The sequence below is a fragment of the Gordonia desulfuricans NBRC 100010 genome, from assembly GCF_001485495.1.
GTDB classification, from domain to species: domain Bacteria; phylum Actinomycetota; class Actinomycetes; order Mycobacteriales; family Mycobacteriaceae; genus Gordonia; species Gordonia desulfuricans.
This window is the reverse complement of the sequence record NZ_BCNF01000071.1, coordinates 1-17,244: the sequence shown is the minus strand read 5'-3', so window position 1 is coordinate 17,244 and position 17,244 is coordinate 1. Positions and strand designations below refer to the sequence as shown.

Below are 17,244 nucleotides of genomic sequence, written 5' to 3'. Positions count from 1 at the left end.
CGTCCACCGTCGGACAGACGTGCCGAACCAGTGCACCCACCACAGGCCACACGGGGCGGTGTCGCCCTGCCTCCCGCCCCACGCTCCGCGAACCGCCGGTACACTCCCGACGACACCCACGACCTTGGGTGCGCGCAGGTCGCAGTCATTGCCGGCTTCGGCGGCAGCTTTGAGGACGTGTTCGGCGGGGTTGTCGGTTCCACGGTGGGTGACTCGTTCCTCGGCGGCTCTCGCCGTACTCGCGATCCGCAACCGCACCAAACGCTGGTCGAACCAAACGCCGAGAGCGCGGCCCTGGCCCCAGAGTAGAGATGTGCCGTCCCGGCCACGGGGTTGGCCGACGCAACCCCACTTCGGATCTCGCGGGGCATGCGCAGGATCTAGTACAGGTCCGGCCGGCGGTCGGCGAGATAGGTGTGCCCGGCCCGCGAGCGGTCCAGTTCGGCGCGATCGCAGCTGCCGTACAGCACTTCCTCGTCGCGGTCGCCCTGCACCATCACGGTGCCGTCGGGTCCGAGGAGTTCGCTGAGCCCACCGTAGGCGAGATCGGCTTCGGCACCGACGTGGTTGGCATAGGCGAGGAACACCTGATTCTCGAGTGCCCGGGCGGGCAACAGGATTCGCTGCACCTCGTCGTAGGCCGGCATGTTGGCGGTCGGTACGCAGACCACATCGGCGCCGCGCACCGCGAGGCATCGCACCATCTCCGGGAACTCCACCTCGTAGCAGGTGAGCAGCCCGAGGTTCCAGCCGTCGAACTCGACGACGGGCGGCGGTTGCGACCCGGCGGAGACCGCACGGGCGTCGATGTCGCCGAACAGGTGCGTCTTGTGGTGGGTGGCCAGGAGACGTCCGCCGGCATCGACCAGTCGGATCGCGTTGTACACCGGTGCATCCGATACTTCTGCATCCGGTCGGTCGGAGGGCCGGCTGAGTTCGGCACACCCGTACAGCACGGCGACGCCGTACCAGGTGCACAGTTGGGCCACCCGCGTCGCGATCGGTCCGGTGACGGCATCGGCGCGGGCCCGCGCCTGCGCGGCGTCGAGGCGGTAGCCGCAGACGAACATCTCCGGGGTGATCAGCACATCCGCACGCCCGGCGACCTCGACGAGCACCGACTCGAGCCGGGAGAGATTGCGCTCCACCACATCTGCGTCGTCGATCGTCGGATCGTCGATCGGTGCGCACTGCCACAGGGCCAGTCGCAGCGGGTCGGTGTGTGCACTCATCTGGCGGGTGTCCTCACTTACCGATGTCGATGGGACCGAGGGCGTCGTAGACGTCGCCGGGTCCGGGATTGTCGGGATGGGAACGCCCACCGAGGTGTGTCATCACTCCCCAGACGGCGTTGAGTCCGGTCTGCACGGCGCCCTCGACCCAGGCGGGCATGAACGAGACGTCGTCGCCGGCGATGAAGATCCCCTGTTCGTCGGCCGGGAGGGTGTGCTGATCGTGGAAGTGTCCGTACATGCGCGTGTTGTAGCGGTAGTGCCCGGGCAGGGCGCCCTTGAAGGCCCCCAGAAAGTGGGGGTCGTCCTCCCAGGACACGGTGATCGGGCGGCCGACGATGTGTTCGGCGATGTCGAGGTCGGGGTAGATCTTGCGCAGCGCCGCCAACGCCAGTTCCACACGGCGTTCCACCGCATGCGGCAACACCTTGAGCGAGTCGCTCATCCACGTGTACGACAGGCAGATGACGCCGGGCCGGTCCGGACCGTTGTCGAAGAGATAGGTGCCGCGGGTGAGACGGTCGGTCAGGGTCATGCTGAGCACATCGCGGCCGGTCACCGGGTCCCGATCGGTCCAGAAGGGCCGGTCGACCATGACGAAGGTCTTGGACGACTGCATGTAGCGGGTGCGGTCGAGCGCCATCCACAGATCCTGACTGAACAGCGCTTCGTCACAGTCGATCTCGGTGGACAGCAGCCACGCCTGGCAGGTCGCGATCACCGCGGGGAACTCGCGGGTGTCGCCCCAGCGGTCGGTGACCTCGATCCGGTTGGGGCCGAGCCGGCGCAGCGACCGGACCCCGGCGCGCGGCGCACCGTGATGCAGCGACGACAGACTGGTCCCGGCAGGCCAGTGCGTGATCTGTTGCGGCGCATGGGTCCACAGCCGGTGCGGTACCTGTTCGGCACCGCCGACGACGAGGTACTGATCGGTGTCGCAGTTGGTGAGCACCACCCGCAGGATCTCCAGCATCGAGTTGCCGAAATCGGAATCCCAACCGCCGGTGCCGAATCCGACCTGGCCGAACAGTTCCCGATGCCGGAAGGTGAGGGAGCCGAATTCGGTTGATGTGGACAAGAAGTCGTAGAAGCTGCGGTCGTCCCACTGTGACACCAGCGCATTCCAGCGACGTTTGAGTTCGGTGACGTCGCGGGCGGCGATGGCCGCCTGCAGACCGGAGAACCCGGCGATGCGTTCGAGGGCGGAGTCCCAGGCCTCGGAGATCTCACGGTAGATCGGCGGCAGGTCGTCGAGGGTGCGGGCATACAGCGTCTGTCCGCCGATGTCGATCACGGTGCTCCCCGCGGCCTCGGTGAGCGGATTGGGGAACGGCGAGTACCGCAGCCCGAAGGTGTCGACGTAGTGGAAGAACGAGCGTGACGAGATCGGGAACCGCATGCCGCCGAGCTCGGCGATCTCCGGCTCGCCCTCGACGAACGGCTCCGAACGCAGCCGTCCACCGATCCGGTCGGCCTCGTACACCACCGGTTTGAGGCCCATCCGCATCAACTCGTAGGCCGCCGTCATCCCGGCCATCCCGGCGCCGATGATCGCGACCTCGGTGCCGAGCGCCTCGTCGGGCACCGTGCCCAGACCCGCCGGATGGGTCAGCCAGTCGTCGTAGGCGAACGGGAAGTCGGGGCCGAAGATCGTGATCGGCGCGTCGGGCTCCATCTCCCGAGCCTAGGACCTTCCCGCCGTCGACGCCGTGGTGACGCGGATCACGTGACCGCCGGGAACCATTCGCATACGGGAAGCGACCACTGTCCCGACAGCCTTTCGATGAAAGCAGGATCGACGACGTGGTCACAGCCCCTCCCACCGCCGACACCCCCGATGCGGACACCGCAGATGCGGACACCCCGGGTGCCGGTACCCCGGCATCCGGCCGCCGCCCGCACGGTGCCGCCGACCGCTGGCGTCCGCTGCTGCTGCGCTGGCATTTCTACGCCGGCATCCTGATCGGCCCGTTCCTGCTGGTCGCGACCATCACCGGGCTGCTGTACGTGCTGGTCCCGCAGATCGACCGGGCGGTCTACAGCCATGAGCTCACCGTGGACCACGTCGGGTCGTCGACGTTGCCGCTCGGCGACCAGGTGGCCGCCGCGCGTGCCGCCCATCCCGAGGGCACGATCGCCTCGGTGACCCCCGCCCCGCGGGCCGGGGACACCACACGGGTGGTGCTGACCGTCGACGACGTACCGCAGGACCGTTCCCGGACGGTGTTCGTCGACCCGTACACCGGCGAGGTGCGCGGTGCGCTGACCACCTACGGCGACTGGCTGCCGGTGCGGGCCTGGTTCGACGACCTGCACCGCAACCTCCATCTCGGCGACGTCGGCCGCAACTACAGCGAGATCGCGGCGAGCTGGCTGTGGGTGGTGGCGCTCGGCGGTCTGGTGCTGTGGATCGGCTACCGGCGGCGGACGCACAAGGCCAATCGTCTGCTCGTCCCCGACCGTGATGCCCCGAAGCGTCGTCGCACGCTGAGTTGGCATGGCGCGGTGGGGGTGTGGATCATCCTCGGCCTGCTCGTGCTGTCGGCGTCGGGCCTGAGCTGGTCGCGCTATGCCGGTGAGAGCATCTCGCAGTTGCGTACGGCGATGTCGTGGACGTCGCCGTCGGTGTCGACGTCGGCCGGTGCCGGTGCGGGTGGCGGTGAGCACGCCGGCATGGCGGGGATGGACGGGATGTCGGCCCCGGCGGCAGCGCACACCGTGACCGATGCAGACTACACGCGGGTACTGCAGACCGCCGATGATGCCGGCCTGGTCGGTCCGCTGGTGATCACCCCGCCCGCGACCGGCGGTGCGGCGTGGTCGGTGGCGGAGAATGCGCGCGGATATCCGAGCCACTTCGATGCGATCGCGGTGGATGCGCACACCTTCGCGGTGACCGACCGCGTGGACTTCGCGCAGTGGCCGCTCGCCGCGAAACTCACCAAGTGGGCGATCAGCGCCCATATGGGTCTGTTCGGGGTGATCAACCAGATCGTGCTGATCCTGCTGGCAATCGGCCTGCTGACGGTGATCGTCCGCGGCTATCTGATGTGGTGGCGCCGCCGGCCCGCCGGGGGTGGTCTGCCCAAGACCCCGGGGCGTGGCGCGCTCGGTTCGCTGCGTCCGGTCGAGGCGGTCGTGGTGGTCGCCGCGGTCGCGGTGATCGGCTGGTACGTGCCGTGGTTCGGTCTCCCGCTGGCCCTGTTCGTCATGGTCGACACCGTGCGGGGCATCGCTGCCTCTCGTCGGGTCGAGGCCGGGAGCGTCGCACGGTGATCGACGGTCTCCTGCTCCGCTGGGTCGTCACGATCCTGTTCGGGCTCGCCGCAGCCCAGTGCCTCTATCTCATCGTGGTGCGGTCGATGCCGTGGCGCTCGTATGTCGGTCATGCGCTGCACCTGATCATGTCGGTGGCGATGCTGGTGATGGCGTGGCCGTTCAGCATGGACTGGCCGACGACCGGGCCGATGGTGTTCTTCATCCTGGCCGCGGCGTGGTTCCTGGTGAGTCTGGTGTTCCCCGGGTCGGTGCGGAACTCCGACGAGTGCGGGTGCGTGCCACCGGCGACCTCGGTGTTCGGGCGGGCCGCGGCGGTCTATCACGCGGCCATGATGGGCGCGATGGCGTGGATGTATGCGGTGATGAACGGTGGGCTGCTGCCCGGCCACGATTCGGCAACCATGCACATGGCGGGCCCGACGGTGGCACCGGGAATCGTTCTGGTGCACGACCATTCGGATCATGGTGGCGGGGACATGCCCGGCATGTCCGACATGCACATGGCCGGCCAGCCCGGCTACGTCGCCCCGGTGAACTGGGTGCTCGCCATCGGCTTCGCGATCGCCACCGCGGTGTGGCTCTACCTGTACTTCGATCGTCGGCGCAAGCCCGGCGCCCCCGACGACGTGCTGTCCTTTGCCGGTGACCTGTGTCAGGTGTTCATGGCGGCGGGGATGTCGATCATGTTCTTCGTGATGGTGGTGTAGCGACGGGGCGGTACGCGGCGACGGCCGGCACCATTCACGGTACGGTCACCAACACCTCACCGGTCACCACATTGCGCCACACCACAATCCGCCCCGGATACAGTGTCGGCACCCAGATCCCCACATGCTTGAACTGATGACACGGAACACACAACGGAATCAGATTCTCGGCAATCGTCCACCCACCCGAACGAGGATCGACATGATCGAACGGCACCACATGATCGAGCTGACACCCCTCGGCCACCCGATCACAATACGGCGCACGACAACGCCGATCGGTCAACACAACCTCACGCCGTAACGGCTCACCCGGCTGATAAACCAACGCCCCCGGCGGCGGAACCACCAACCCACCATGCCCGCACGGATCGATCGGCGAAAGATGCTCGATCTCCGCCACATTCGGCGGCCGAGACCGCACCACCAACCGCCCCGCAGCCACCAGATGCCCCGGCGCCACCGTCCCCGCCCGACGCGTCCGACCCTTCCGAACCCCCTGAGCGACAACCACACCAGAAGCACGATCCAACCGCGCCTCCCGATACAAACCCTGCCACGTGCCATCCGCAGCGATCATGCGCGCCAGATCCGGATCGATCACCCCATACCCCGGGATGAACGGCACCATCTCCCCCACCACACCCGCCAACGTCGGCGCATCCACCACAACCTCGACCACCGCCCGCACCGGAACCACCACGAGTTCGGTCGACGCCACGACCGAACCGGCATCGGTGACGGCATCAGCGTCTGTGTCGGTGTCGGCGTCCGGGCCGGTGTCCGGATCTCCGTCCCGATCCGTACCGACATCCGGGCGCACCGTCGTCGGACACCCCGGATCACCACACCCACAGACCAACCGGCCTTCACCACGCACCAACGCCGTCAACGCCGCAACCCGACGCTGACCCGGCAACCGCGGATCCCCCGGACACAACCCCGACACCAACCCCGCAATCCGATCCTCGAGCACCACCGCATCGCGCACCGGAACCATCGCATCGATCGTCGACTGACCATGACATTCCTTGCGGATACGCACATCCTGCTGCTTCTCGAACTCCCGACGCCGCTCGGCCGCACCCGCCGGATCCAGCGAGATCAGCAGCTTCTCCAGCTCCTCCCGCAACCCCGACCCGGTGATCGCCGTCGCCGCCAACCCGAGCGCGACCTCCACGGCCTCGGCCAGATCGGCCTCGTCATCGAGTGAGACGAGGGCCTCGGCAACGATCCGGGCCTTGTGCTCGGAGAGCACACCCTCGACAAACGCCGACCGCACCCGCGGCAGACCATCGAGCATGCCGCCCAACGAGATCCACCGACCCGCGGTGGTGACCGGCACCTCGAACCGCAACGCGACCTCCCGCAACGCCGCCTTCTGCGGCAGCTCGGCCACATTCAGGCCGTCACACAGCTCCATCACCTGCGCATAGGTCTGCCGCGCCAACGCCGTCGCCGCCAGGATCTTGCGGGCCCCGGCCTGCCGTTCCAACCGCATCGCGGACTGCCCCGCCAGCACCAACCCGGAAGCATCGGCCTGCGCGATACGCGTCAGGTCGCCCTCCGGGTCGGCGTAGTCGAACATGTTTTCACACTAGCGGCGGGTACCGACAAAACCGTCAGACCGCACACCCGGCCCCGGTGGAGGTGCGGAGTGCAAGGGATACTTGTCGCTCGGAGACCCCGCTCGAGGCGACCGGGGACGAGGAGCAGGAGGCAGGACGATGGAGCACGTGCCCGACTCGGTGACACCCTTGTGGGCGACGGCCGGTGCGCTGATCGTGGTCTTGATCCTGGCGTGGATCTTCAGCGCCATCGCCCGCTGGCTGCTGCGCCGACGCGCCACCCTCGACGGCACCACCGCGATCGTGCTGTCCATCGCCGGCAGCGCGCTGGGCCTGTTCATCGCCGGCGCCATCGACCCGCGGCTGCGGATCTGGAGTCCGCTGCCGGTGATCGTCGCGCTGGTCGGCTCGATCCTGGTGATCGCCGTGTACGCGGCGATCGCCACCCACCTGCAGCGCGACCTGCGGATGAGCATCCCCGAGCTGATCGCGGCGGGCGAGTCGGCACAGGTGGAGTTCAAGTCGTCGGCCCGCATCAACATGCGGACCGGGGCCAAGGACCCCAAGATGGAGCAGGTGATCGTCAAGACGGTGTCGGCATTCCTCAACGCCGACGGGGGCACGCTGCTGATCGGGGTCGACGACGCCGGCACGCCGCTGGGACTCGACCCCGACTACGCCACCCTCAAGACCCCCGACGCCGACCGCTTCGAGCTGTGGTTGCGTGACCTGCTGACCACGGCGCTGGGGCAGACCGCCGCAGCGGCCGTGGAGGTGTCGGTGGAGGATGTCGAGGCGATCCCGACCGCCGAAACCCCCGACAACCCCGGAAGCCCCGACTCCCCGACAACGCGGCCGGTGTGCCGTGTGATCGCCGGACCGTCGCCGCGACCGGTGTACCTCCGGCCCGGCAAGAACACCCCGCCCGAGTTCTGGCTGCGTACCGGCAACTCGTCGCGACAGCTCGGAGTGGACCAGGCGAGCGAGTACATCGCCCACCGGTGGCCGATCGGTGCGGGCGCGGCCCTGGCCGCACAGGCCCGGGCCGCGGTGCGGCTCTCGGCCGGTGGCCAGATGTGAGCCGACGGACCGGCGTTCACCCGCCCGACCTCGCGGCACCGGCGATATTGCTGATCATCCCGGTGAAGATGATCCCGTGGAACGGCAGTAACGAGTACCAGTAGGCTTGCCCGGCAAGGCCTTTCGGAAAAAAGACGGCTCGCTGACGCAGCCTGGTGTGCTGTTCGTCGGCGGCCTCGAGATGCCATTCGAGCCAAGCACCGCCGGGCGTGCGCATCTCCGCACGCAGTCGCAGCAGGTGCGGACGTTCGATGCGTTCGACTCGCCAGAAATCGAGGGCGTCGCCGGTGTTCAGACGCTGCGGGTGTCGCCGACCGCGCGTCAGTCCGACGCCCCCGGTCAACCGATCGAGCCAGCCCCGTATGGTCCACGCCAGCGGAAACGAGTACCAGCCGTTCTCCCCGCCGATCCCCTCGACGACCTTCCACACCAGGTCGATCGGAGCATCGCAGACGATGCTGCGGGTGTCGGTGTGCACGATGTTGCCCGCCCAGTCCGGATCCGACGGCAGCGGATCGGCCGGCGCGCCCACGGGAGAGGCGTTCGCCCAGGTGGTCTCGACGTCGCCGTTCTCGATCCGGGCCAGGGCCAGGGCCACGGCGTCGCGGTATCCGGTCGTCCCGCCCGGCGGTGGCGGGATGACGGCGTCGATGTCGTGTTCGGTGGTCACGGCATCGGTGCTGAGGGACTCGATCAGGGCCCGCCCCAGGGCGGGCGGAATCGGGGTGACCAACCCGATCCACAGACCCGCGAGTTTCGGTGTGAGAACCGGGAGGACGAGTATCCGGCGTGGGTGCAGGCCTGCCACATCGGCGTAGATCTGCATCATCTCGCCGTAGCGCAGGACGTCCGGGCCACCGATGTCGTAGGTGCGATTGCACTCCAGCGGCGCGGTGGCGGCGGCGAGCAGGTAGTGGAGCACGTCGCGCACCGCGATCGGCTGGATGTGGTTGTCGACCCACCGCGGTGTGGTCATCAGCGGCAGTCGGTTCGTCAGGTGCCGGATCATCTCGAACGATGCCGACCCCGATCCGATGACCACCCCGGCCTGCAACGCCACCGTCGGCACCCCGGAGCCGATCAGGATCTCGCCGACCTGGCGTCGGGAGCGCAGGTGCATCGACAACCGGTCGGACTGCTCGTGGAGGCCGCCGAGGTAGACGATGCGTCCGACCCCGGCCTTGCGCGCGGCTTCGGCGAGGTTCTCGGCTGCCCGGCGTTCCGCGTCGATGAACGCCCCGCGCCCCATCGAGTGCACGAGATAGTAGACGACGTCGACGTCACGGCAGGCCGCGTCGAGTGACTCCGGGTCGGTGAGGTCTCCGCGGACGACGTCGACGTCGGCCGTCCACGGCACGTCACTGATCTTGTCGGGGTTGCGGGCGAGGGCCCGCACCCGGTGCCCGGCGGCGACGAGACGCGGGGTCAGCCGGCCACCGATGTAGCCGGTGGCGCCGGTGACGAGGATCCGCAGCGGGTTGTCGGTGGGAGTGGTGTCGGTCACGGTACCTCCTGGCCGTGGAGACGTGCCGATGCCAGGGCCCTGGGGAGATCTCGCCCGTGGGGGTCGACAGGCCGACCGGATGGCACGCGCCGCGTGGACGATTCGTCTCTTCGGTGCACACCTGGGTGTTCGGCGCCGACGAGGGCTCGGATGGGCGTGCCGGTCTTCCACGGCGTGCCGGACGACCGCCGGGACTCCCACGACGCCGCGGGGTCGGGCTGCGCCGACGGTGGGCGGCCGATCCGGTTACATTGGTCGGGCACACCACGACGCTTTCTCGACCGGCTTCGCCGGAGGACTGCCGTCCCCGACCGGTACAGGAGAGCGAGACGTGGCACCCATCGATGGCGTCGACGAGCCGGCGACGATCCCGCCTCACTCCCCGGCCAGATGATCAGCCCCCATTTCGTCTGGCTCGGTGCGGCGATCTCGCTGATCGGCAGCCTCCGCTATGCGGTGCTCACCCTGCGCGGCAAGGTCATGCCCAACTGCGTGACGTGGTTCCTGTGGGCATTCGCCCCGCTGATCGGATTCGCCGCCCAGATCGCCGACGGCGTCGGGCTGCCCGCGGTGTTCCTGCTCGCCGTCGGACTGGGACCGGCGCTGATCCTGATCGCCTCGTTCGCGGCGCGGTCCGGATTCTGGCAGATCGGGCCGTTCGACCTGGTCTGCGGCGGCGCCTCGGTGATCGCGCTGATCCTGTGGATGACCTTCGACAACCCGTTGCTCGCGGTGATCGCGGCGTCGGCCGCAGACCTGCTGGCCGGTCTGCCGACCATGCGCAAGGCGTGGACCAGCCCTGAGACCGAACGGCCCGTCGTCTTTCTCGCAGGCATCGCCAACGGCCTGATCACGCTGCTGAGTCTGCAGCACTGGGAACCCATCGAATACATCTTCCCGATCCAGATCACCCTGATGGGCATCACCTGCGCCACCATCATCCTGGTCCGCGGACGCCGCACCCGGCCCTCCTCGTACTCGACGTCGGACCATCGACAATCCCTCTGATCGAGGACCGCATCTGTCCGCAATCGGCGTCACCCTGGATTCACGGCATCACCGCACCGCCAACCAGGGAAGGAACCATCATGGACTGGACGCTCGAGGTCGCGCTGCTCCCCGTCACCGATGTGGATCGCGCCAAGGACTTCTACACCCGGATCGGCTTCAACCCCGATCACGACCACACCGTCTCCGACGAGGTTCGCTTCGTCCAGATGACCCCGCCGGGATCGGGCTGTTCGATTGCCTTCGGCAAGGGCATCGTCGACGGCCCGGCACCCACCACCGGCGTGCACATGCTGTGCGTCTCCGACATCGACGCCGCCCGCAGGCAACTCGTCGACGCCGGCGTGGACGTCAGCGACGTCGACATCCAGTCCTGGGGGCATTTCGTGTACTTCAGCGACCCCGACGGCAACCGCTGGAACGTCCAGTATCTCCCGTATCGGTATGCGCAATAGGTGATCTCGACGGCGATCGGTTCAGCGTGCGCTGCGGCGCCCGCCGCGTGCACGCGGGCGGTCACCGGCCGTGAGCACCGCCGGTACCCGGTGCAGACCCGGCCACGTCTCGCGGGACAGACCGGGTGTGCCGATCGCGGCGAACACCACTCCCGGCCGCAGCGGTACACCCGGCCGCAGGTCGATCGCGGCGAGCACCCCGTCGACCGGGGATTCGAGGGCGAGAACGCCCTGTGCCACCCGGATCCGTGCCAACGGCTGCCCGGTGCGCACGGATTGACCTGGGGCGCAGAGCAGTTCCTCGACGACGGCACCCGCCTCGACGACCGGCGCCGTGATCCGGTGACCGATCGGAGCAGGTGCCTGGGTTCCACCCGCCTGTATTCCACGCGCCTGGGTTCCGCGCGCCGGGGTTCGGCGCACCGTCACCGGCGGGAGCAGACCGCCCTGCGCGACAACGGTTCTCGGATCATCGTGCTGCACCACCCGCCCGATCGCGGCGAGCGCCGAGGCCACCGCCGGGATCGCACTCGTCCCGCCGATCGGATACAGCACGGGCTCACCGTCCACGTCGGCGAGCGCATCGGTCACCACGCCCACGATCCGGGCGACGACGGGTGCGATCATCTCCTCGAACTCGCGTCGGGTCAGCAACAGCGACCGGTCGACGCCGGGGAGGACCACCGATGTCTGCGCCGCCTCCGACAGCGCCTCCTTGGCGGCGCGGACGGCGTCGGCGAGGGCGATCTCCTCCCCCGACGTCCGGATCAGTTCGGGCAGAGCCGGATCGAGATGTGCGGCCTCCTCGAGTACCCACTCCGTCAGCCGGCCGTCGATGTCCCGGCCGGCAACCGCGGCGCTGTGAGCGTCGGTGACGGTGAAACCCCCTGTGCCGTCGGCGTGCAGCACGCTCACATCGCAGGTGTCGGCACCGATGTCGACCACACAGACCGGCCGGCCCTCCCCCACCTCGGTTCCCCGATATGCCTGATACCAGGCAGCTGCGAGGGATTGGGGTACGAGCCTGATCTGCTCGCGCCGGATCCCGGCCCGCTCGGCCGCGGCCTGCAGCACACCCGTGCGGCGGCCGGCCCACATGTCGGGATGGGTCAGGATCACCGTGTCGAATGCCCCGGACCCGGACGCCCCCGCGGCATCCGCCGCAGCCCGCCGGACGTGGGCGAGCACCGTGGCGAGCACGTCGACGACAGGCCAGGGCCGGTCACCGAGTTCGATATCGGCCTCGGCGATCCGTGATCGGGGCGACTCCTCCACCGCGTCCGGCCGGCGGTCCCGCTGACGCAACGCCTCCTCGCCGACCACCAGCGTCGACCCGTCGGCGAACACCGCCGTCGGCATCGTCGGTCCGGATCGGCCCAGCGGCACGGGGACCGGCGCATCACGGCCGACCCGACGGGCCGCGGCAACACCGGTGGCGCCGAGGTCGATGCACAGCACGGGCCTGCGCTCGGAGTCCATCGCCTCACTCTGCGTCATCCCACGGGGCGTCGCAACACCGTGATGATGTTCTTGCGCACCGTGTCGACGGTGCCGATCCGGGCGCGCACGTCGGCGGCGGTCTGCTTCCGTTCCTCGGCGGACTTCTTGGACTCCGCCGCGGCCTCGTTGATGATCCGTGCCGACTCGGCGAGCGACTTCTCCAGCACCGCGTCGTAGGCGATCCGCAGATCACCGGCGGCCTGCGCGTTGAGCGCCTTGAGCTGCGAGCGGACATCACCTTTCATGTCGGCGACCGCCTTGGTGAGCCACTTCCGGTGGTTCTCCTTGCCCGCGCGGGCCGCGCGGAAACCGAGGACCACCCCCGCCCACACCGGAAAGGCCACCATCCCGATCCCGGGGATCAGCGCGAGCGGACCACCGGAGGCCATCACGCTGAACAGCACCGGGTCGAGCAGGTTCTTCCACGGCGAGACCTTCTTCTCGCCACGGAGTTCCAGGTCGTCGGTGGCCTCGGCCAGGCCGTCGAGCACCGACGAACGCAGTTCGGTGTCGGCGAAGAGGTCGTCGGCGATGTCGGCGATCCCGTCGACGTAGGCCTGCCCGACCCGCCGGGCCACCGCCTCCAGATCCACCACCATCTGCCCCACCAGCTGCTGCGAGGCCCGCGGCACGGCATAGAAGTGCAGCCGGTCGATCTGTGCGGTCCACCGATCCTGGAGAACGTCGAACTCCTCGCGCAGCATGTCGTCGGCGCGCACCGACAGCGCGGCCAGATCCTGCTGCAGCCTCGTCGCCCACTCGCGTTTGTGGTCCTTCAGCGCGGTGAGGCGAGCACGTTCGGTCTCGACGTCGGCGACCACCTCCGGTGCGGCGCGCGCGGTCTTCAGGTCGACGAGCAGCCGGGCGCGTACGGTGTCGAGTCCGGTGAACGCGACCTGCAGCGCATTGCGTTCCGGTGCCGTGGAGGTGCTGCGTACCAGGGGTTTCAGCGCGGCGACGAGATCCGGGATGCCCGACGCCGCGAGTGCTCGGGCCGCACGGTCGGGGTCGGTGATCCCGGCCGCCTGCCCAGCGATCCGGGTGGACACCCCGATGATCGGTGCGTGTGCGAATCGTGGTGCGTGCCGGGCGATCAGATCACGGTTCTCGGTCACGATCGCCCGCCACTGGCGCATCACGAGGTCGGTCTTGGTGACCACGATGACCACCGCCGACAGTTCCGCGCCCAGCCGGGACAGGAAGTCCAGTTCGGGGGCGCTCAACGGTGCGGTCGCATCGCAGACCATCACCAGCACCCCCGCGCCGCGCACCGCGGCGACCGCGGACTCGGCGTGTTCGGGGATCATCGACCCGGCCCCCGGGGTGTCGACGATGATCGTGTCCGGCAACAGTGCGGAGTCGATCCCCACCCGCGCCGACACCACGGGCAGCGCCGTCTCGTCGAGTTCACCGGCACCCGGGCCGTCGACGGTCACCCAGTCGGCGAGGTCGGCGGCGTCGATCCGTGTGGTGGTGCCGGGGAACTCGATGTCGGCGGCGCCGACCGGCAGTTCGTCGGTGGCCGGGACGAACCGCACGTGCACGCTGGTGGCCAGTTCGACGTCGACCGGCGCCAGCCCCGGTTGTCCGACGAGTGCGTTGACCAGCGAGCTCTTGCCGCGGCTGACCTCGCCGACCACCACCACTCCCCCGTCCGGGGCGGGCTGGGCGCGCACGCGTTCAGCGCGGTCGGCGACCTCGATCTCACCGTGTTTGCGCAGCAGCGCGAGTGCGGACCGCAGGACGGCATCGGCGCTGTCGGCCGCCGGCTTCTTCTCGACGTCGATCTCCGGTGCCGCCATCAGGATCCCCACATTCCGCGTCGCACCAACTGATAGGTCTGTTCCAGCACCAGCATCGCCTCCCGTTCGGCCGAGGTCCGCGCCCGCCCGCGACCGGTTCGATGGGCTATCGCGCGGGTGCGGGCGGCGGTGTCGACGTCGGCGGGGCCCGCGGTGGGCGGCAGACCCAGCAGGATACGTGGATCACGCACCGCCACAGCATGTCCCAGCTCCGCAGACACCTCACTGTCCGGATGCCACCGCGACAGCGCCTCCAGCGCCGACACCTCACGCAGCCGGTGGAGTTCCGGTGCGAGCTCGGCACGTTCGAGGGCGGTGCGGATCGATGCCCCGGAACCGTTGCGCACCATCGGCTCCTGGCGGGCGAGGGTCTGCAGGTCGGCCAGCAGGGTACGGGCCTTGAGGACGTCACCGACGGCGACGAAGCGTCGTCCGATCGCCTGCCGGAGGTCGGCGATCCCCGAGACCCGTTGCAGCCACGAGCAGTACGCCTGCGCCCCGGATGCGGCCGCCGCACCGCCGGCTTCCATCGCGTAGGTCCCGACGAGCTGTTCGAGGCGGCCCAGCATCTCGACGTCGAGACCCGGCGGCGCCGGTTCGGATCCGTCCAGGACGGCGAACAGCTCCCAGTCCTCGAGGTCGCCGCGGCGGGCGATCTGCGCGGTCTCGCGTTCGGTGACGCCGCAGATCCCGGCCTCGGCCATCAGCCCCGACACCGGCACCACCGCGCCGGCGGTCGCCGGGAATCGCCGCTGGATGCGCCGGGCGATCTCGAGTGCCTTGAGCATCGGGTTGTCGGCGGCGATGAGGTCGGCCTGCGAGATCACCAGGATGGTGTTCTGCGCCGATGCCCCCGAGCGGCGGAGGATCTCCACCTCGTCGGCCTTGGGACCGCCGACGTCGTCGAGCAGGAACAGCACCACATCCGGTCGCGGCAGGCTGCCGGTTCCGGCGAAGACGCGGCGGGTCGCCGTCTCGGCGGTGTCGGTGAACCCCGACAGCCCGGGGGTGTCGATCACCTGGAAGTGGTCGCGGAGCAGCCGGGACGGGGTGTAGGCGACGGCATGGTCGATCTCCGACGACGGCCGGCCGAGGTCGCCGCGCATCTGACCCGGGAACTCGGTAACGGTCCCGTCGAGGCCCACCACCTCGACCCGCGACGGTGAGCCGGCCCGGTACAGGGTGGCGACCTTGGTGCATTCGGTGCGGTCGGTGGGGGCCACGCGATCCCCGACCAGCGCGTTGAGCAGCGTCGACTTGCCGGAGCTGACCCGGCCGGTGAGGGCCACCGTGAGCGGGGCATCGAGTCCGGCGCGCAATGCCGCGACGTCGGTGTCGTCGCCGGTGATGGTGGCGACCTCGTCGAGCAGCGCATCCAGCCTGCCGCGCAGAGTCGTACGCTCGCCCACCGACCCGCCTTCCGTGTCGAGAGATCACCCGCCGGGAACTATTCCGGCCCGGCCGGACTCCAACAGAGTATGACCGCAGACGTGGGAGGGAAACGATGAGCGAAGACACCGACATCGACACCTGGATCGGCGAGCACGACCCGGTGACCGGCCTCGACGTGCCCGCCGACACGTGGGACACGGCGTTGTCGGCGGCCTTCGATCCCGACCGTGAGGCCGACGACTCGCTCACCGAGCCGGCCGGCGAACAGGCTTCCGACGACTCGGAAGTGTCTGTCGCCGAGACCGTTTCGGTCGACGATGATGACGACGACACCTCGTCGGACCTCGGCTGGCCGGCCGATGCGGACACGCTGTGGGACGAGGCCGCCGACGATCCCACCGGTGCCGCCGACGACCCCGACACCGGCGATGACCTGGACTTCTGAGTCCACCCACCCCCAGATTCCCGGGTATACAGTTTGCCGACATTTCGGGCGCGAAGCCTGGGTACGCGGCCGTCGACGTCCCTACGATGAGCGCGTGCGTCCGATCCCCGGCGACCTCACCGAGGCCGAACTCCTCGCCCGTGCCCAGACCGGCGACGAGGCCGCTTTCACCGAACTGGTCGGTGCCCATCGCGACCGGATGTGGGCGATCTGCCTGCGCACCACGGGCAATCGCACCGACGCCGAGGACGCGCTGCAGGAGGCACTCGTGGCCGCCTGGCGCGCCCTGCCCCGATTTCGCGGCGACGCGCGACTGTCCACGTGGCTGTTCCGGATCGCCTCCAATGCCGCACTGGCACAGATCCGCAAGCGATCCGACGCCGACAACATCGACGACGTGGACTTCTCCGCGGATGTCGACGTCGCCGGCCAGATCGTCGTCGCCGACCGGATCGCCGACGCCCTCGCCCAGGTGCCCGACGCCTACCGCGCCACATTCGTGCTGCGCGTCTACGGCGACCTCTCGTATGCCGACATCGCCGAGGTGCAGGGCATCGGCCTGCAGACGGTACGCAGCCGCATCTCGCGGGCACGCGCCCTCCTCGCCGACCTGCTCGCAGATCTCCGCTGAGCCAGGGGGTCGGTTCTCCAGATGACTTGGCCGACACCGGGAACATTCCCCGCCCCGCAGCCCTCCAACCAGACAGAAGCACAAACACCCCAACCCCGAAGGAAACGACAATGAGCAGCCAGCATGTGGACACCGACGGCGACGGCATCAACGACGCGATCGCCTACGACACCGACGGAGACGGAATCATCGACGTCGTCGAGGCCGATCTCGACGGTGACGGCATCACCGAGACCCTGATCAGCGACACCGACGGAGACGGCGTTGCCGACCTGGTCGAGACCGACACCGACGGCGACGGTCTCACCGATCTCGCCGAGCTCGACACCGATGGTGACGGCGAGACCGACGCCATCGCCCTGGACATCGACGGTGACGGCTTCTACGACACCGCCGTCGACGACGAGGGCAATGTGACCTCACTCGACGACGACCTCCCGTCGTCGGACACCGACCTCTGACGAGCAACACCGATCAACCATCAACTGGCCATTGGTGGTTGCGCCGACAACAAGCAAGCGACGAACTCGTCAACCCAACCACCGCTATCCAATCTCAATGGGCAACGCCCTGTGGGTGGTTGAGCCAGGACCGAGCATCGCGAGGACCTGAGTCGAAACCTCAGACAGCCGAACTCGGTT

The 17,244-nt window shown here is 69.0% G+C and carries 15 protein-coding genes; 8 read left to right on the top strand and 7 right to left on the bottom strand.

All coding sequences use genetic code 11. The features are described from left to right. Positions 1-380: 380 nt before the first annotated feature. Together GD1_RS12585 and GD1_RS12580 are read right to left on the bottom strand one after the other, a co-directional pair. On the bottom strand, positions 381-1,232 hold the full coding sequence (locus GD1_RS12585) for a carbon-nitrogen hydrolase family protein (RefSeq protein WP_059037295.1): 852 nt from the start codon (positions 1,230-1,232) through the stop codon (positions 381-383). 13 nt (positions 1,233-1,245) lie between these two features. After that, entirely contained in the window at positions 1,246-2,907 is a 1,662-nt protein-coding gene (locus tag GD1_RS12580; RefSeq protein ID WP_059037293.1) for a flavin monoamine oxidase family protein, read from the bottom strand. A 128-nt stretch (positions 2,908-3,035) separates the two neighbouring features. Here GD1_RS12580 and GD1_RS12575 point away from each other — a divergent pair, with 128 nt between their 5' ends. Continuing rightward, the gene (locus GD1_RS12575) at positions 3,036-4,508 is read left to right on the top strand and encodes a PepSY-associated TM helix domain-containing protein (protein ID WP_083534140.1); all 1,473 of its coding nucleotides are present in this window, start codon (positions 3,036-3,038) and stop codon (positions 4,506-4,508) included. Further along, positions 4,505-5,218, top strand: coding sequence for a DUF5134 domain-containing protein (locus GD1_RS12570; protein ID WP_020789429.1), 714 nt, complete (start codon positions 4,505-4,507; stop codon positions 5,216-5,218). The genes GD1_RS12575 and GD1_RS12570 overlap by 4 nt, the downstream gene beginning before the upstream one ends. A gap of 34 nt (positions 5,219-5,252) precedes the next feature. Here GD1_RS12570 and GD1_RS12565 read toward each other — a convergent pair whose 3' ends face one another. Continuing rightward, positions 5,253-6,806, bottom strand: coding sequence for an HNH endonuclease signature motif containing protein (locus GD1_RS12565; RefSeq protein WP_059037289.1), 1,554 nt, complete (start codon positions 6,804-6,806; stop codon positions 5,253-5,255). Positions 6,807-6,945: 139 nt separating this feature from the next. On the opposite strand from GD1_RS12565, the gene GD1_RS12560 reads away from it, so the two are divergent. After that, positions 6,946-7,866, top strand: coding sequence for an RNA-binding domain-containing protein (locus GD1_RS12560; protein ID WP_053778222.1), 921 nt, complete (start codon positions 6,946-6,948; stop codon positions 7,864-7,866). Positions 7,867-7,882: 16 nt separating this feature from the next. On the opposite strand, the gene GD1_RS12555 is transcribed toward GD1_RS12560, so the two are convergent. Beyond that, positions 7,883-9,370 (bottom strand): SDR family oxidoreductase, encoded by a 1,488-nt coding sequence (locus tag GD1_RS12555; RefSeq protein ID WP_020793359.1) that lies wholly within the window; start codon positions 9,368-9,370, stop codon positions 7,883-7,885. A gap of 390 nt (positions 9,371-9,760) precedes the next feature. On the opposite strand from GD1_RS12555, the gene GD1_RS12550 reads away from it, so the two are divergent. Both GD1_RS12550 and GD1_RS12545 read left to right on the top strand, forming a co-directional pair. Further along, on the top strand, positions 9,761-10,378 hold the full coding sequence (locus GD1_RS12550; protein WP_059037287.1) for a hypothetical protein: 618 nt from the start codon (positions 9,761-9,763) through the stop codon (positions 10,376-10,378). A gap of 80 nt (positions 10,379-10,458) precedes the next feature. Next, positions 10,459-10,833 (top strand): VOC family protein, encoded by a 375-nt coding sequence (locus tag GD1_RS12545; RefSeq protein ID WP_020793361.1) that lies wholly within the window; start codon positions 10,459-10,461, stop codon positions 10,831-10,833. A 21-nt stretch (positions 10,834-10,854) separates the two neighbouring features. Here GD1_RS12545 and GD1_RS12540 read toward each other — a convergent pair whose 3' ends face one another. Genes GD1_RS12540 through GD1_RS12530 form a run of 3 tightly spaced genes read right to left on the bottom strand, consistent with a single transcriptional unit; the run spans position 10,855 to position 15,544 of the window. Further along, positions 10,855-12,330, bottom strand: coding sequence for an Hsp70 family protein (locus tag GD1_RS12540; protein WP_059037285.1), 1,476 nt, complete (start codon positions 12,328-12,330; stop codon positions 10,855-10,857). Then, positions 12,327-14,135, bottom strand: coding sequence for a dynamin family protein (locus GD1_RS12535; RefSeq protein ID WP_059037315.1), 1,809 nt, complete (start codon positions 14,133-14,135; stop codon positions 12,327-12,329). Before GD1_RS12535 ends, GD1_RS12540 begins: the two co-directional genes overlap by 4 nt. Then, the gene (locus tag GD1_RS12530; protein ID WP_059037283.1) at positions 14,135-15,544 is read right to left on the bottom strand and encodes a GTPase; all 1,410 of its coding nucleotides are present in this window, start codon (positions 15,542-15,544) and stop codon (positions 14,135-14,137) included. Before GD1_RS12530 ends, GD1_RS12535 begins: the two co-directional genes overlap by 1 nt. A 95-nt stretch (positions 15,545-15,639) precedes the next feature. Here GD1_RS12530 and GD1_RS12525 point away from each other — a divergent pair, with 95 nt between their 5' ends. From GD1_RS12525 to GD1_RS12515, 3 genes are all read left to right on the top strand, one after another. Continuing rightward, complete coding sequence (locus GD1_RS12525) at positions 15,640-15,972, top strand: hypothetical protein (protein WP_059037282.1); 333 nt, start codon at positions 15,640-15,642, stop codon at positions 15,970-15,972. A 94-nt stretch (positions 15,973-16,066) separates the two neighbouring features. Next, positions 16,067-16,603 carry an RNA polymerase sigma factor gene (locus GD1_RS12520; RefSeq protein WP_059037280.1) on the top strand — a complete coding sequence of 179 codons (537 nt, stop codon included), beginning with the start codon at positions 16,067-16,069 and terminating at the stop codon, positions 16,601-16,603. Positions 16,604-16,713: 110 nt separating this feature from the next. After that, entirely contained in the window at positions 16,714-17,064 is a 351-nt protein-coding gene (locus tag GD1_RS12515; RefSeq protein ID WP_059037278.1) for a thrombospondin type 3 repeat-containing protein, read from the top strand. Positions 17,065-17,244: the final 180 nt, after the last annotated feature.

Bases quoted from the DNA above. Each gene is read 5' to 3' on its own strand.
- GD1_RS12565 (WP_059037289.1), bottom strand. From the start codon at position 6,806: ATGTTCGACTACGCCGACCCGGAGGGCGACCTGACGCGTATCGCGCAG.
- GD1_RS12545 (WP_020793361.1), top strand. From the start codon at position 10,459: ATGGACTGGACGCTCGAGGTCGCGCTGCTCCCCGTCACCGATGTGGAT.
- GD1_RS12585 (WP_059037295.1), bottom strand. From the start codon at position 1,232: ATGAGTGCACACACCGACCCGCTGCGACTGGCCCTGTGGCAGTGCGCA.
- GD1_RS12550 (WP_059037287.1), top strand. From the start codon at position 9,761: ATGATCAGCCCCCATTTCGTCTGGCTCGGTGCGGCGATCTCGCTGATC.
- GD1_RS12560 (WP_053778222.1), top strand. From the start codon at position 6,946: ATGGAGCACGTGCCCGACTCGGTGACACCCTTGTGGGCGACGGCCGGT.
- GD1_RS12515 (WP_059037278.1), top strand. From the start codon at position 16,714: ATGAGCAGCCAGCATGTGGACACCGACGGCGACGGCATCAACGACGCG.
- GD1_RS12525 (WP_059037282.1), top strand. From the start codon at position 15,640: ATGAGCGAAGACACCGACATCGACACCTGGATCGGCGAGCACGACCCG.
- GD1_RS12535 (WP_059037315.1), bottom strand. From the start codon at position 14,135: ATGGCGGCACCGGAGATCGACGTCGAGAAGAAGCCGGCGGCCGACAGC.
- GD1_RS12580 (WP_059037293.1), bottom strand. From the start codon at position 2,907: ATGGAGCCCGACGCGCCGATCACGATCTTCGGCCCCGACTTCCCGTTC.
- GD1_RS12540 (WP_059037285.1), bottom strand. From the start codon at position 12,330: ATGACGCAGAGTGAGGCGATGGACTCCGAGCGCAGGCCCGTGCTGTGC.